Source organism: Parendozoicomonas callyspongiae, from assembly GCF_023502345.1.
Lineage (GTDB): Bacteria > Pseudomonadota > Gammaproteobacteria > Pseudomonadales > Endozoicomonadaceae > Sansalvadorimonas > Sansalvadorimonas callyspongiae.
The window spans coordinates 34,457-49,834 of record NZ_JAMFLX010000001.1 but is presented as its reverse complement, the minus strand read 5'-3'; the positions used below and the strand labels follow the sequence as shown (position 1 = coordinate 49,834).

12 protein-coding genes are annotated in these 15,378 nt (G+C 47.6%); 5 read left to right on the top strand and 7 right to left on the bottom strand.

Going from position 1 to position 15,378, the window contains the following annotated elements:
* The first annotated feature begins 260 nt into the window (after window positions 1-260).
* The 3 genes from M3P05_RS00210 (at window position 261) to M3P05_RS00200 (ending at window position 5,072) form a co-directional block, all read left to right on the top strand.
* Window positions 261-2,183: a PrkA family serine protein kinase gene (locus M3P05_RS00210; protein ID WP_249697209.1), complete on the top strand. Its 1,923-nt coding sequence runs from the start codon at window positions 261-263 to the stop codon at window positions 2,181-2,183.
* A gap of 67 nt (window positions 2,184-2,250) precedes the next feature.
* Window positions 2,251-3,537 carry a YeaH/YhbH family protein gene (locus M3P05_RS00205; RefSeq protein WP_249697208.1) on the top strand — a complete coding sequence of 429 codons (1,287 nt, stop codon included), beginning with the start codon at window positions 2,251-2,253 and terminating at the stop codon, window positions 3,535-3,537.
* On the top strand, window positions 3,534-5,072 hold the full coding sequence (locus M3P05_RS00200; protein WP_249697207.1) for a SpoVR family protein: 1,539 nt from the start codon (window positions 3,534-3,536) through the stop codon (window positions 5,070-5,072). Before M3P05_RS00205 ends, M3P05_RS00200 begins: the two co-directional genes overlap by 4 nt.
* A 325-nt stretch (window positions 5,073-5,397) precedes the next feature.
* Here M3P05_RS00200 and M3P05_RS00195 read toward each other — a convergent pair whose 3' ends face one another.
* Window positions 5,398-6,204, bottom strand: a complete 807-nt coding sequence (locus tag M3P05_RS00195) for a LytR/AlgR family response regulator transcription factor (protein WP_249697206.1) — start codon at window positions 6,202-6,204, stop codon at window positions 5,398-5,400.
* Window positions 6,205-6,209: 5 nt separating this feature from the next.
* Window positions 6,210-7,280 (bottom strand): sensor histidine kinase, encoded by a 1,071-nt coding sequence (locus M3P05_RS00190; RefSeq protein ID WP_249697205.1) that lies wholly within the window; start codon window positions 7,278-7,280, stop codon window positions 6,210-6,212.
* Window positions 7,281-7,394: 114 nt separating this feature from the next.
* On the opposite strand from M3P05_RS00190, the gene argH reads away from it, so the two are divergent.
* Window positions 7,395-8,741, top strand: coding sequence for an argininosuccinate lyase (argH, locus tag M3P05_RS00185; protein WP_249697204.1), 1,347 nt, complete (start codon window positions 7,395-7,397; stop codon window positions 8,739-8,741).
* A gap of 16 nt (window positions 8,742-8,757) precedes the next feature.
* Here argH and M3P05_RS00180 read toward each other — a convergent pair whose 3' ends face one another.
* Window positions 8,758-10,023 (bottom strand): PIG-L deacetylase family protein, encoded by a 1,266-nt coding sequence (locus tag M3P05_RS00180; protein WP_249697203.1) that lies wholly within the window; start codon window positions 10,021-10,023, stop codon window positions 8,758-8,760.
* Here M3P05_RS00180 and M3P05_RS00175 point away from each other — a divergent pair.
* Window positions 10,009-10,281: a hypothetical protein gene (locus tag M3P05_RS00175; protein WP_249697202.1), complete on the top strand. Its 273-nt coding sequence runs from the start codon at window positions 10,009-10,011 to the stop codon at window positions 10,279-10,281. The two genes, M3P05_RS00180 and M3P05_RS00175, sit on opposite strands and share 15 nt — an antisense overlap.
* Before the next feature lie 3 nt (window positions 10,282-10,284).
* On the opposite strand, the gene M3P05_RS00170 is transcribed toward M3P05_RS00175, so the two are convergent.
* The 4 genes from M3P05_RS00170 to rfaP form a co-directional block, all read right to left on the bottom strand.
* On the bottom strand, window positions 10,285-11,193 hold the full coding sequence (locus M3P05_RS00170) for a GNAT family N-acetyltransferase (protein ID WP_332841981.1): 909 nt from the start codon (window positions 11,191-11,193) through the stop codon (window positions 10,285-10,287).
* Window positions 11,194-11,249: 56 nt separating this feature from the next.
* A complete protein-coding gene (locus M3P05_RS00165) occupies window positions 11,250-12,992 on the bottom strand; it encodes a carbamoyltransferase family protein (RefSeq protein ID WP_249697200.1) in 1,743 nt (580 codons plus the stop codon).
* 66 nt (window positions 12,993-13,058) lie between these two features.
* The gene (locus M3P05_RS00160) at window positions 13,059-14,438 is read right to left on the bottom strand and encodes a lipopolysaccharide kinase InaA family protein (protein WP_249697199.1); all 1,380 of its coding nucleotides are present in this window, start codon (window positions 14,436-14,438) and stop codon (window positions 13,059-13,061) included.
* Window positions 14,439-14,566: 128 nt separating this feature from the next.
* Window positions 14,567-15,376, bottom strand: coding sequence for a lipopolysaccharide core heptose(I) kinase RfaP (gene rfaP / locus M3P05_RS00155; RefSeq protein WP_249697198.1), 810 nt, complete (start codon window positions 15,374-15,376; stop codon window positions 14,567-14,569).
* Window positions 15,377-15,378 lie beyond the last annotated feature (2 nt).

The following is a 15,378-nucleotide window of genomic DNA, read 5'->3' as shown; positions in this document are numbered from 1 at the left end:
CGTAGTATATTTGGTGAGGATTCTGTGTATGGCCTCGTTAAAGCGAAAAAAAATAATGGCTTGCCATGTTCTGTGGCTGAGAGAGGACACAGAATGAGATGGCACAAGAGTGAGTCTGCCGGGCAAGAGAGGCAGATAAACAGGGATTGCAGGGGAATGTTGAAAATCTGATTGTTGCATCCCCCAGGTCACTGTTGTAAGGGAACCAGTTCGCCCGGTATGAGTCTGCCGCTAATAACGACTAAAAACGGGTGGTGTGTATGTCCTTGTTTCATCATTATCAGAGCCGCTACGACTCCACGCAGCAGGAAGAGATGAGCCTGCAGGAATATCTGGATCTGTGTAAGGAAGATCCCCGCGCCTATGTCAATGCCGCAGAACGTATGCTGATGGCCATTGGTGAACCTGAAATGGTTGATACCTCAAGAGATCCGCGTCTAAGCCGGATCTTCTCCAACAAAGTCATTAAACGTTATTCTGCATTCCCTGAATTTTATGGCATGGAAGAAGCGATCGAACAGATTGTTTCCTATTTCCGTCATGCCTCCCAGGGACTGGAAGAAAAGAAACAAATTCTCTATCTGCTTGGACCTGTCGGTGGTGGTAAGTCCTCCCTGGCCGAGCGTCTCAAGCAGTTAATGGAAAAAGTTCCCTTCTATGCCATCAAGGGTTCCCCTGTGTTTGAATCACCACTGGGCCTGTTTGATGACACTGAAGACGGAGCCATCCTCACTGAGGAGTACGGGATTCCGCGTCGCTATCTGCGTCACATTATGTCCCCGTGGGCGGTGAAGCGCCTGCACGAGTATGGAGGTGACATCTCCAAGTTCCGCGTTGTGAAACTCTACCCGAGTATTCTCAACCAAACCGCTATAGCCAAAACGGAGCCCGGTGATGAAAACAACCAGGATATTTCCAGCCTCGTTGGTAAAGTCGATATCAGACAGCTGGAAGAATTTTCTCAAGACGATCCAGATGCCTACAGCTTCTCAGGAGCCCTGTGTCGTGCCAATCAGGGCCTCATGGAATTCGTCGAAATGTTCAAGGCACCCATCAAGGTACTACACCCGTTACTGACGGCAACACAGGAAGGTAACTACAACAGTACGGAAGGTCTGGGCGCGATTCCTTATGAAGGTATTCTGCTGGCTCACTCCAACGAATCCGAGTGGCAGGCCTTCCGCAACAACAAGACCAACGAAGCCTTCATTGACCGTGTGAATATCGTCAAGGTGCCTTATTGCACACGTGTCAGTGAAGAAGTTCATATTTATGAGAAGCTGCTTGAGCACAGCTCTCTGAAACATGCGCCCTGTGCACCGGATACTCTGACCATGCTGGCGCAGTTCACCACTCTGTCCCGTATCAAAGAACCGGATAACTCCAACTCCTTCTCCAAGATGCGGATATATGACGGTGAAAACCTGAAAGATACCGATCCACACGCCAAGTCTCTGCAGGAGTACAAGGACGCTGCAGGTGTTGATGAAGGTATGGAAGGTCTTTCCACCCGTTTCGCCTTCAAGACGCTGTCCAAGGTCTTTAACTTTGATCCGTCTGAGGTCGCTGCCAACCCTGTGCACCTGCTCTACGTGCTTGAGCGTGAGATTGAACAGCAGCAGTTCCCGCAGGAAACCCATGATCGCTATATGCGTTATATCAAGGAGTATCTGGCTCCGAAGTATGTGGAGTTCTTGGGTAAAGAGATTCAGACCGCTTATCTGGAGTCTTACTCTGAATACGGTCAGAACATCTTTGACCGCTATATCACCTATGCCGATTTCTGGATTCAGGACCAGGAATTCCGTGATCCGGATACCGGTCATATTCTCGATCGTCCAACCCTGAACGAAGAGCTGGAAAAAATTGAGAAGCCTGCCGGCATTGCCAACCCGAAGGATTTCCGTAACGAAGTCGTGAACTTTGTGCTGCGGGCCCGGGCCAACAATGAAGGCAATAATCCCAAGTGGCTCAGCTACGAAAAGATGCGTTCAGTGATTGAGAAGAAGATGTTCTCCAACACTGAAGATCTGCTGCCTGTTATCAGCTTCAACACCAAGTCCAGCAAGGAAGAGAAGAAGAAGCATCACGACTTTGTTGAGCGGATGATGAAGCATGGTTATACCGAGAAGCAGGTACGCCTGTTATGTGAGTGGTACATCCGGGTGCGTAAGTCCCAGTGATGTGTGAAGTGACAGGCCCGGTGAACGCTGGGCCTGTAGACCTGAGAGCACAAAGCTGGAGGCGTTTATGAGCAACATAATCATAGACCGCCGTCGTAACAGTAAGGGCAAGAGTACGGTGAATCGCGAGCGCTTTATGCGCCGCTATCGTAATCATATCCGCAAAGCTGTAAACGATGCGGTCAACAGCAGAAGCATCACCGATACGGACAGCGGTGAAGAGATCAGCATAAATAAAAAGAACCTGTCCGAACCCTTTTTTCATCACGGCCAGGGTGGCAAGCGCGAGCAGACCCATCCAGGCAACAAAGAGTTTATAACCGGAGACCGTTTTAAACGCCCGAAAGGTGGCGGAGGCGGTGGTGGCGCTGGAGATGGCGATGCGTCCGACAGCGGTGAAGGTATGGATGACTTTGTTTTCCAGATCGATCGTGATGAGTTCCTGGAATTCCTGTTCGATGACCTTGAACTGCCTAACATGGTGCGCAAGGAACTGAAGGACAGTACCGAGTTTTCATGGCGTCGTGGCGGTTTTACCAATGTTGGTTCACCGGACCGGATTAATGTTATCCGTTCCCTGCGTGGTGCCCATGCCCGGCGAATTGCCCTTTCCGGCAAGGATCGTAAAGAGATTCGTACACTGAAAAGAGAGCTGCGGGAGATGGAAGTCAGCCCTGATGAGACTGATAAGGATCGGGCTGCCGAGATTCAGCTGCGTATCAAAGAGTTGAACGAGAAAATCAAACGTCTGCCGTTTATCGATGACTTTGATCTCAAGTTCAACAATATGATCAAGGTTCCCATTCCTTCCAGCAAGGCTGTGATGTTCTGTGTGATGGACGTTTCCGGTTCAATGACCCGGGATATCAAGGATATGGCTAAGCGCTTTTTCTTCTTGCTCTATATGTTCCTGCAGCGGAATTACAAGCAGGTCGATGTGGTATTTATCCGCCATCATGCTGAAGCCAAGGAATGTGATGAGCATGACTTCTTCTATGCCCGGGAGACCGGTGGCACAGTGGTTTCGTCTGCTCTGACGCTGACCCGCGATATTATGCAGGATCGCTACAACCCCAAGGATTACAACATCTATGTGGCTCAGGCTTCGGATGGTGATAACTGGGAAGCAGATTCACCCAAGTGCTCCAAGGTGATCAGTGAAGATCTGATGCCTCTGCTCAGCTATTACGCCTATGTCGAAATTACTGACCGTCATCACCAAAATCTGTGGCACGAATACAAGAAGCTGGAGAAAGATCACCCTGACTACTTTGCCATGGCGCATATACGCTCCCCGGCGGATATATACCCGGTATTCCGGGAACTGTTCGAGAAGCGGGAGGTGACCGCATGAGCAAGAAAAAGAATACGAAACAGGATGCTCAGCCACTGTTCACCGGTTCAGAATGGAATTTTGAGCTGATTGAAACCGTTGGTCAGGAAATCGCCAAAATTGCTGATGAGTTTGGTCTGGATACTTATCCTAACCAGATTGAAGTGATCTGTTCAGAGCAGATGCTGGATGCTTATGCTTCAGTGGGTATGCCGCTGATGTATAACCACTGGTCTTACGGCAAACATTTCCTTTCTAACCAGGCGAATTACCAGCGTGGCCGGATGGGACTGGCCTATGAGATCGTAATCAACTCCAACCCCTGTATCTCTTACCTGATGGAAGAGAATTCCATGACCATGCAGACACTGGTTATCGCCCATGCCTGCTACGGCCATAACTCTTTCTTTAAGGGCAATTATCTGTTCAGGGAATGGACGGATGCAGACTCAATCATTGACTACCTGCTCTTTGCCAAGAACTACATTGCCAAGTGTGAAGAGATGCATGGTGTTGATGCGGTAGAAGAGGTGCTGGATGCCTGCCACGCTCTGCAAAGCCAGGGTGTGAACCGTTATAAACGTCCCAAGCCGCTTTCTGCCAATGAGGAGAAACATCGCCAGAAAGACCGAGAGGAATATATCCAGCGGACGATTAACGATATCTGGACCACGATTCCCCAGAAATTCCGCAAGAAAGAAGAGCATGAGGAACACTTCCCGAAAGATCCGGAAGAGAACCTGCTCTATTTCATAGAGAAGCATGCACCTCTGCTGGAAACCTGGCAGCGTGAGCTGATTCGCATCGTTCGCAAGATGGGGCAGTACTTCTATCCCCAGAAGCAGACCAAGGTGATGAACGAAGGCTGGGCAACCTTCTGGCATTACACCCTGATGACTGAGCTGCATGATCGCGGCAAGATCACTGATGGTTCCATGCTGGAATTCCTGCAGTCCCACACCAATGTTGTGTATCAGCCGGAGTTTGATGATCAAAGGTACAGCGGTATTAATCCATACACTCTGGGCTTCAATATCTTTATGGATATCAAGCGTATCTGCCTTGATCCGACGGATGAAGACCGTGAGTGGTTCCCGGATATTGCCGGTCAGGACTGGGTGAAAGTACTGGATTACGCCATGCGTAACTTCAAGGATGAGAGCTTTATCCTGCAGTATCTGTCGCCCAAGGTGATGCGGGATATGCGCTTCTTCACCATTCGTGATGATGATACCAATCCTTACCTGGAAGTATCAGCTATTCATAATGATGAAGGTTACCGGCAGCTGCGTCAGAACCTGGCGGCTCAGTACAACCTTGGAAATCTGGAACCCAATATCCAGGTTTATAACGTGGATGTCCGTGGCGACCGTTCAATCACCCTGCGGCATTATATGCACGAACGCTGTCCACTGGATGAACAGAGTACCAATGAGATCCTGGGTCATATCAAAAACCTTTGGGGGTTTGATGTGAAACTGGAGTCGTTCGATGGTGAAGAAACCATCGCAACCTACCCGCCATCCGCTAAGGATGGAGATAATAAGGCTGCTTAACAGCCATTCTTTCTCTCTTGTGTTTGACCGAACTTTTGTTCGGTCTTTTTTTAGGTTCTGTTGACGTAAGTTTGTACATTCAGCGTCAGCGAGGCTTTTCAGATCTAGACGCAGACGTGAAGGAAGACTGGTTGTCTTTCGAACGGCTGTAACGACGAGCTGGAAAGCCTCGCTGACGCCCTTCGGGTGGCCCAGAAAGTCGCCACTCCCTACGTCAGGCTTGCTTGATGTAGAACCACTACACCTTCGCAAGCCTTTCTTGTGATTAGCGGCTTTCTGAGCCACTGAATCGTACAAACTTACGTCAACAGAACCTAGTTGGCTATCAGCGAGAAGTTCCCTGAATCACCCGGCGCACTGATGAAACATGCCGACGGCTGACTGTGACCGGCTCATTCAGACCTTTAATGTTTAACACATAAAAACCATCATCACTCTGGCTCATGCTCTCAATGGCTTTCCGGGCCACTAGAGCGTTCCTGTGTATGCGGACAAAACTATCGCCGAGCCTTTCCTGCAGGCTTTTCAGAGGCTCATCAATTAGAACTTCACCTTTTGGGTAGCTGACGGTGACATACTTCTGGTCAGCCTGAAACAGAGTGATATCGCTGGCAGGAATCAGCTCAACTCCCTGGCGGGTTCGGGCTACAACATGTTCTTCATTACTGTGATTTCTGGCATTGAGTGCCGTGATCTGTGATTGCGTCAAACGTTGAGCCTGTTTCAGGGATTTAGCCAGTTCAGACTGACGAATGGGCTTCAGCAGGTAACCAACAGCCTGCGCTTTAAAGGCATCCAAAGCATGCTGATTGTAGGCCGTGCAGAAAATGACAGCCGGAGGTGTTTCCATATCGGCAATTTTCTGGGCACAGGTCAGGCCATCCATTCCCGGCATCTGGATATCCAGTAAGACAATATCAGGCTGATTTTTTTCGATCAGCTCCAGAGCCTGAGTGCCATTGGCGGCTGTGTCTTCAACAGTTTCAATGCCTCCAGTTTTATCCAGCATGGTTTTGAGCCTTTCCCGGGCGAGTGGCTCATCATCACAAATCAGCACTTTTATCGTGAAAGTGTCTTCTTCCCCGGAGGATGACGGAGACACTTTCTTTTGCTCATGGCTGTTTATACTCATAGCTGTCAGGATGCTCTCCTGATGGATTGCACCATCTCGGTTTGTTGAATTGGAATTGTTATGCGGGATTCGTACCAGCTACGGTCTTCAATTTCATAAGTTCTGCTTACCAGTTTCGCCTTGTCATCAAAGAGAGCCTGAAGCCTGTCAGATATATTGATCAGCGCGATTTGGTTATTGTTCTCAGGTTTGTTTTGTATTCCTGGCAGGGTGTTACTGACTGAGAGATTGAGGTTTTCTGCTTCAGTGACAGAAATAATAATTTCACCATTCTCAGAGTCTGGTTGAATACCGTGAACAATGGCGTTTTCCAGAAGAGGCTGCAGGCAAAGGCGTGGAATTTGGGTCTGAGGTGAAAGTTCTCCAACTGCCCAGGTGACTTTAAGTCGATCACCAAACCTCAGGGACTCAATTCCCAGGTACTGACGGGCAAGCGCTATTTCATCCCCGATGGAAATCAGAATTGAGGCATCATCAAGGCTGGCGCGAAACAGATCAGACAAATCCTCAACAGCCTGTTCAGCCTGTTCCGGTTTGCTGGAAATCAGGCTGGCGATTGTATTCATGCTGTTGAATAAAAAGTGCGGCTGAATACGGGATTGAAGTGACTGGATACGCGCAGTCAGTTCAGACTGCTTCTGTCTAAGCAGTTCCTTTTGCAAATAGAAATAGCGCAGAACCAGAGAGCTGATAATCAGCGCAATAATATTATTGCGAATCAGTAACTCATTCTGCTCCTGCCACACAAAAGACATGTTGGTTATCAGAAAAACAGCCAGAAGTGTAAAAGCAGAAGTTACTGTCAGGCAAACCAGCAGACAGATAGCAGTTGTGAACGAAGGAGATAAAGATACCATTGATGGTCTGATTGCGCAGAGCAGGCCTGCTGATAACAACACGACCCACTGGATAAAAAGGGATGTCAGGGCTAGTTGTGTCCAGCTGAAAGCACCGGATCCAGCCAGTTCCAGAACAATAGCCAGAAGTTCCGCAGCAATAACCAGCAAAAAAACAGCTTTGGGCGTACAGAAGTCTGGGAGGTAAAAGTTATCGTCCGTGATTGGATTTACACTCATCAGATATTAGTAATATTTATCTTGTAGCAATATTTATAACCCCATTCTGCAAGCGAATGGAAGGTGTGAAGGGTATAATGGCTCGAAACAGTGATAATCATAGAGCCATACAGAATGACAGAAGAAAAGAAGGCTAATCAGCAGTGGGGCGGACGTTTTAGTGAAGCTGTTGATGAATTTGTAGCTCGTTTCACAGCCTCAATTGATTTTGATAAACGCCTTTATCGTCATGATATTCAGGGCTCGATGGCTCATGCCCGAATGCTGCATAAAGCGGATATTCTTACTGAAGAAGAGCTGGGCAGCATTCTGAATGGCCTGCAGGATATCAAGGAAGAGATTGAGCGGGGAGAGTTTGAATGGTCAGTTGCTTTGGAAGATATTCATATGAATATCGAAGCGCGACTGACAGAGAAGATTGGCATTGCCGGCAAAAAGCTCCATACCGGGCGCTCCAGAAATGACCAGGTAGCGACTGATATTCGTTTATGGCTGCGGGATGAGATTGATCATATTCTTGCTGAACTGGAACGTTTGCAGGATGGACTGACAGAGCTCTCGGTTAAAGAAAACAAGACCATAATGCCAGGCTTTACCCATCTTCAGGTCGCCCAGCCAATTACCTTCGGGCACCATCTCAGGGCATGGCGGGAAATGTTGGTGCGTGACCACAGCCGAATGGTTGACTGCCGGAAACGCATGAACCAGTGCCCTCTTGGTGCTGCAGCTTTGGCAGGAACAACTTACCCGATTGATCGTAACTATACGGCCGAGCAGCTTGGCTTTGATGCGCCAACTGCAAACTCTCTGGATTCCGTAAGTGACCGAGATTTCGCGATAGAGTTCTGCTCAGCCAGTGCGCTGATTCTGACCCACCTTTCCAGAATGTCAGAAGAACTGGTGCTGTGGACTTCCCAGCAGTTTGACTTTATCGAACTACCAGACCGCTTCTGCACCGGTTCCTCCATAATGCCGCAGAAGAAAAACCCGGATGTTCCTGAGCTGGTGCGGGGCAAAACCGGGCGGGTGAATGGTCATCTGATCGGTCTGCTGACCCTGATGAAAAGCCAGCCTCTGGCCTACAACAAAGACAATCAGGAAGACAAAGAACCACTGTTTGATACGGTGGATACGGTGAAAGATTGTCTGCGTGCTTTTGCCGATATGGTTCCCCATATCAAATCAAAGTCAGAGAATATGCGGGCGGCAGCCAAGACAGGCTTTGCTACCGCAACAGATCTGGCGGATTATCTGGTGAAGAAGGGACTACCGTTCCGTGAAGCCCACGAAGTAGTTGGCAAGGCTGTTGCGTATGGGCTGGATTGTGGAAAAGATCTGTCAGAGATGACAATCGAAGAGCTGCAACAATTTGGTGCAGTGGAAGAAGATGTGTTGGAAGCGCTTTCTTTAGAAAGTTGTGTGGAGGCTCGTAATCATATTGGAGGAGCTGGAGAGGGTTAATTTCTCTCCGTGTTGGTTACTTTATCTCAGAGACAATAAAAACCTCATTCTGCTTAACTGCTTTGTGCAGATATGGTTCTGATCCATATCTCCAGAAACGTCTGCGTATCAGCAGCCCCTGTAGAAGGCTTCGGAGCTGCTTTTTCAGTACCCACTTATCTTTTAGATCATGCATCATTCTTAAGCTGAATACTTTTCGTTTCTGCAGGTCTATATCTGACTGGCAGGAATAAACCCGCACAGAATGGCCTGAAAAATCTGGAGGAAGTGAGGCTGCGGAATGAGCCGGACCAAACGGGAACATATCTGTAGTGTGGTAATGGTTGGCGTAGAATAATTCGTACTGAGGCTCGATTGATGATTTTGCTATGGCTTCCTTCATAGCTATAGTGCTGTAAATATGATCATCATGGGCATCCATGTCAGGGTTTGGCATGACGATGACTTTGGGTTGAATATTGCCCAGTAGTTCAACCAAGTCCTGAATCAGGTTATCCCACGTAGGCCTTCCATCGCTGTCTGAAAGCAGATTTTGAGAGTTGAACTCACGAAATATCCGGGTATCAGTGATTTTTGCCGAAAGGGACGCAAACTCCTTGTCAGGTTGCTGCTTCATATCTTTCAACCGTTTGCAGAAATACCCAAGCTGGATACATCGTTCCTGTGGCACACCTCCCAATAAGGGAATAGCTATGCTGTCCATGGATCGGAGACGTCCTTTCAGGACAGAAGCTTGTTCTGGCTGATGGTAGACATGGGAGAAGTCGTCCATCTCAACTTCTCCAGCAGTCAAAGTAACGATATGGACATCATCAGACTGACTGTACAGGCCAAATGATGATAGCTCTGCATCATCTGCATGAGGAGCAATAATCAGGATTCGTTTCTGACTGAAATTTGGGTTACAGAAGCCATGTATAGTTCCTGTACCTGAAAGAGAGCAATGCTTCCCGGTAATATGAACAAGCTGCCCGCTGTTTAATTCTTCAGCAAAATCAGACAGGTTAATGTAACGGATACCTGCCCCTCCGCGTTCAAAATACTGCTTATGCTGCTTGCTGCCGCAGCACACAGTGACTGCTGGATCAAATATCTGGCCAGCAATGCTGGTAGCTTTTATCTTTTGTGCAAGAATCCAGGTATCGAATCTGCTGCTTGAGGTATTGCATGTATCCAGCTTCAGGGTAATGCCCTCTCGGAGGTCAACCTGCAACTGGAAGTCACTGTTCAGGATGTAGAGGTAATCCTGTTTGGGGTCGTAAAAGATATGATCGGACCACAAAACTTCATGGGATATCCATACCATCAGAAGAAACAAACCAGTCTGCCACCAAAACCCATACCCAACCCCGATACAGCAAATGATAAGGACGATAACGACTTTAATTTGGTTGAAGCGTTTCTTTTTTATCATGGAAATGCCCACTGCATTTTCATTTTTCGGGGGGGCATTTCCCGCTCATGGCTGTTTGTAAGCCAGGGACTCTCGCTGGTCTTCATTATTTTAACTGCCAATTATTTTTATTATTGTGTGGCTTGATCGTTAAGTCTTGTAGACAGGTGAACGATAACACCATCGATCTTTATACTCTTTATCTGACTTTCCAAAAGAAAAGCGCAGGTATTTATTCTGGCTTATAGCATAATCTTCCAGCTGACTGGTGTGAAGATAGCTGAGTACACTGCCTGGGCTGTATTTATTGAAACCTGGATCGACACCACCATTAATATATTCGACTGATACCCATTCAGGGGATTCAGCCTTGAGCAGTAGTTGTATTGCTGCTGGAGTATTGTTAATGGTCACAATGTGTCCAACGAGGTGATCTCGTATGGACTCCAGGACGAGATGTAAATTTTCTGCTCCTTTTATATCAAAGCCCCACCTAGCCCTGAACAGGTGAATGTAGGTTTGGCAGAAGTCCCCGGTGCTGAGCTCTGATACGGGAATAATCTTTCCACCATGTTCTTGCAGCAGTCGCAGTTCACGGCGCTTATTGTATTTAAATTTTTTGGATAGTCCGTTTTCACCTGGCTTGTACGAACGTGCCAGGCAGATAGACTTTGATGAACTGGGCTTAAGGCTGTGAACCCTGCCGTGGTGAACATGGGAGAGGAAATCGCCTTGAAAAGGAATTGCGCCAGTCCAGTTCTTCTCAAGTGGCAGCATAACCTCCGGGTTCCCAAAATCTATTATCCTGTTTTTTCCGGCCTTCCTCAGGGCTTTTTTGCTCCCGGCTATGTATGAGCCCCAAATGGGAATCGCGGCAACAAGTTTTCCATTCTGATGCTGAGCCAGATAGCGTAAAGGCATGTTTGTAATGTCAGAGATTTTTTTAATTATATGGGGGTGGGTTATTACGCTTCCACCATAAGAAGCATAAGCTTTACTGTATTCGCTGGCATCAATGTCATGCCAGCTTCTTTTCCGCCAGGCTCGGAGAATATTCACAGCTTTTTTATTCGTGTTTAAAAAGCGCCTGTCGTTCAGACAAGCGCTTGTCGTCGTTAGATGTGTTCGGGAAACTCGTCTTTCACAACCAGAATATCTTCCATAATCAGGTACTGAAGATCAGAACCAAAGAACATATTCAGTGCATCTGTCGGTGTACAGACAATGGGTTCGCCGCGCCTGTTGAGTGAGGTGTTGAGAACTACGCCATTACCGGTCAACTTTTCCATCTCTTCCATCAGGGTATAGTAGCGGTCATTCAACCCTGGCTTCAGAGCCTGGGCCCGAGAGGTGCCATCTTCATGAACAACCTCCGGCACACGCGTTTTCCACTCTTCATTCACTTCAAAAGTGAATGTCATAAAGGGTGCGGGGTGGTCGACCTTGAACATTTCTTTTGAAGTGCGTTCAAGCATACTTGGGCAGAAGGGACGCCACCGCTCACGGAATTTGATTTGCTCATTGATTCGGTCAGCAACACCCTTAAAACTTGGGCAGCCCACAATACTACGCCCGCCTAAAGCTCTTGGGCCGAACTCCATTCGTCCCTGGAACCAGGCTACAGGATTACCATCATTGAGCACTTTGGCAATGTTCTGGGGAACGTCAGATATCTGCTTGAATTTAGGTTTTTCGCTGTGGCTTTCACAGGCTTGAATAACCTGTTCATTGGTAAATGATGGGCCGAGGTAAACATGATCCATCTTTTCTACTTTCTGGCCACGCATCTCGGAGACATAAGATGCTGCACCGATAGCTGTACCCGCATCACTGGCGGCAGGTTGGACGAACAGCTGTTTGACGTCTGGCCGGGCAATAATCTTTTGATTCAGTTTAACGTTTAAGGCGCCACCACCGGCAAAAGCGATATGACCTGTTTCCCTGATGATGTCTCCAAGGTAATGATCCATCAGCCCCAGAACCACTTCCTCATACAGTGCCTGCATCGAAGCGGCGTAGTGAATATAGGGATCATCAGCAGCATCGTCTTTACGGCGAGGTCCCAGCCATTTAATCAGTTCAGGAGTGAAGTAGTAACCTTTGCCATCCTCTTTATAACGTCTCAAACCAATGACGTTAGCGAGCTTTGTGTTGATACGGAAATCACTACCGTCAAAATCAATCAGACGGCTTAAGTCGTATTTGTCAGGATCACCATATGGTGCCATTCCCATGACTTTGTACTCGCCATCGAGCATATCGAAGCCAAGGTATTCCGTGATAGCTCCGTACAGGCCGCCTAAAGAGTCAGGGTCGTAAAACTCTTTGATCTTATGAATCTTGCCGTTTTCACCATAACCAAAGAATGTGGTGGCATACTCCCCTTTACCATCAACCCCCATAATGGCGGTCTTTTCTTTGAAGCCGCTTAGATGATAGGCGCTTGAAGCGTGAGCCAGATGGTGTTCAACGGGTTCAAACTCATACTGCCCTTCCTGGAATCCAAGATCAGCCAGCATGGCACGAATATTATTGGCATAACGATGGTAACGACGATTGCCGTTAAATAAGGCATCCAGAGATCTGTCCGGCGCATACCAGTAACGCTTGGCATAATGCCAGCGTGCAGGTGAAGAGAGGCTGATTGGTGCCATTGGGATGGCAACGATATCAACATCAGCTGGTTTAATACCTGCCTGATGCAAGACAAACCGGGTAGCTTCCAGAGGCATTTTACCCTTGGCGTGCTTATCGCGGATCAGGCGCTCTTCTTCAACGGCGGCTACCAGTTTTCCATCAATATAAAGGGCGGCAGACGGATCGTGGCTTATCGCTCCGGAAAGGCCAAGTATGATCATGGCTACAACAATTCCCGCTTATTATCAGCCATGAAAGCACGGTTCCCTGGGGGAATAACTTTTGGTTCATGGCTGTTTATTTGTTATATACGGCTCAAAGAGCTGTTGTACTTCGGGATATCCTTCCCAGTTTCTAATGAAACGCTTCCTGTCGATTTCTGCAGCCCGTCGAAATTTTGTCTGACTCTTGTAAGACTTCATTGCATCAAGGTCAATCAGCATGGGCTGGTTGTCAGCCAAGAGTATATTAGTTGCTTTTAAATCACCATGAAAAACAAGAGAACGCCTTAAATTTTCCAGCATCTCAGTGACTTTCCGGGCAACGGCGGGTGCATCCGGGTTTGTATGGTTTTCAGAAAACCAGCTAATGGCTTGTTGACCTGTCACAAAGCTATTGATGACATAACTGCACCGTACAACAGGCCCAAAGCGTTCTTCAATCATGGCTATTGGGCGGGGAGTGGCAATTCCAATCATCTCCAGTAACAGACTGTTCAGCCAGCTGATACGTGCCCGGGATTTTGTCAAGCACCGCAGGTATTTATGCAGAAAACCCTTTTTGCTTTTATAGCGCTTGACCAGAACCTGTTGACCGTTATCAAGGGTAACAATAGTGACAGTATTCGTTCTGCCCCGCTTGATGATCTTGCTTTGGCTAATGACTTGTTCCGGATTTTGAATTAAAGGTTGTAATGCTTCTGTATCAAATTCACGATCAATAGATACAAAACGATTCCAGCTTTTATCTACACGGAAGCGAGTACAATTGCGCAGGCCTTTCATAATGAATTTTTCCCGCCACTTGCGTTGTATTTGTATTAAATCGGTAAACTCTTCAATGGAGAGTTGCTGGGTGTATTCAGTGGCTTCTTTGCTGTAGGCCAGCCAGACATCCCCAAGGAAGCGATCAAACCTTGGGTAAAGCACTGCTTGAAAAAGAGCCAGATTTTCAAGAGCCGCTTTCGCCTGAAGGGGAGTGCTACCGATTTTGGCTCCGCCACCATCAATCATAAACAGCTGGTTGTTATGAAGAAGCAGGTTATCAAGATGGATATCTGTCTGCTCGACACCGGCTTTGTGCATTGTGGCAATGATGACGGCTATCCTGGTAAGCCATTGCCTGCGTTCGCTATCTTCTATATTACTGTTCCAGATGGCCTCAAAGCTGATGGCGGGGTCAAGGCAGGCAGTCACTACAACAGCAAAGTTTTGGTCATGGCTGTGATCAACCAACTCAGGTGTGTTGATGCCAGCTTTCTGGAAACCTTGAATTCCAGCGATTTCTCTTTGCTGGTCTCTTAAAGCGTGGGGGCCAAAAAAGTATTTGGCTATCACGTCTCGATTATTCAGTTGAGCCCTGACAACCAGTCTTTTGCCGGGAAGAAAGCGCAATGTTTGCCGACAGTTTAATGCTCCAGAAGTGCTTTCCAGAGTAAAGGGTGCCACTGGTGACTGCTTTAAGGACGACAGCTCGTCTGGGGAAATACATTTCACAGAAGCTGTTACTCTCGCTTTTCAAAAAAGGTCAAAATTTTACTGATCATAATTTTATCCAGGCAGGCGACATCCTTGAATCACATTCCAGCCTTTCGCTGCTGGCGAGTATAGAGTTTGTCGGCTTTTTTCTGCAGACCTTCCCATAGCCAGTTGAAGTCGGAAAGAGCCTGTTTAAGAGGCAAACCGGTATAGATTTTGATAAAGCGGAGGATATCCCGCTGAGTCAGGCCAATATCCAAAGCCGAAAAATAGATACCGGCAATATCTTTTTTTATCCAGCGTTTTGGTGTGGTTTCTCTTATTTGCGAGCGGTGCAGATCAATCAGATGAACATGGAAATTCTCCGGATCAATCTTTTCAATACCGTTCGGGATTTTCAGGAGAAAATGGCAAATATAATAATCCCGGTGGTTAACACCGTTGTTGTGCAGCAGGCGGCTGACATCTGCCACTTTCTCGATAAGGTTTTTCTTTAACCGAAATGGTGGAGGATTATCTGGCCAGGTTTCACAAAGGTCTTCAAGGCTGATGGTATCAATCAGATCTTCTGTGACAATAAATGACTTCTGTTTAGCCGGGTTACTTCCCTTTTTTCCATAGGCGACAGCCGTCATGGTATCAATGCCAAGAGACTCCAGCTTTTTGATAGCCAGGTACTCATTCTCAGCACCAAGAACAGGTTTACGCAGCCGGATCAGGTTATCAATAATCTCTTTCCAGCCAACACCCCGGTGGATTTTGACGAAATAGCTTTTACCGTCCTGTGCAAACTGCAGGGTCTTACGAGCTTCCAGCTGGCGGAATACTTCGCCTTCCAGCTGCTCGACTTTTTCAAAAGGGTCTTCCCCCTTCCACGCGGACTGGAAGTCCTGTCGAAGATACAGCACGT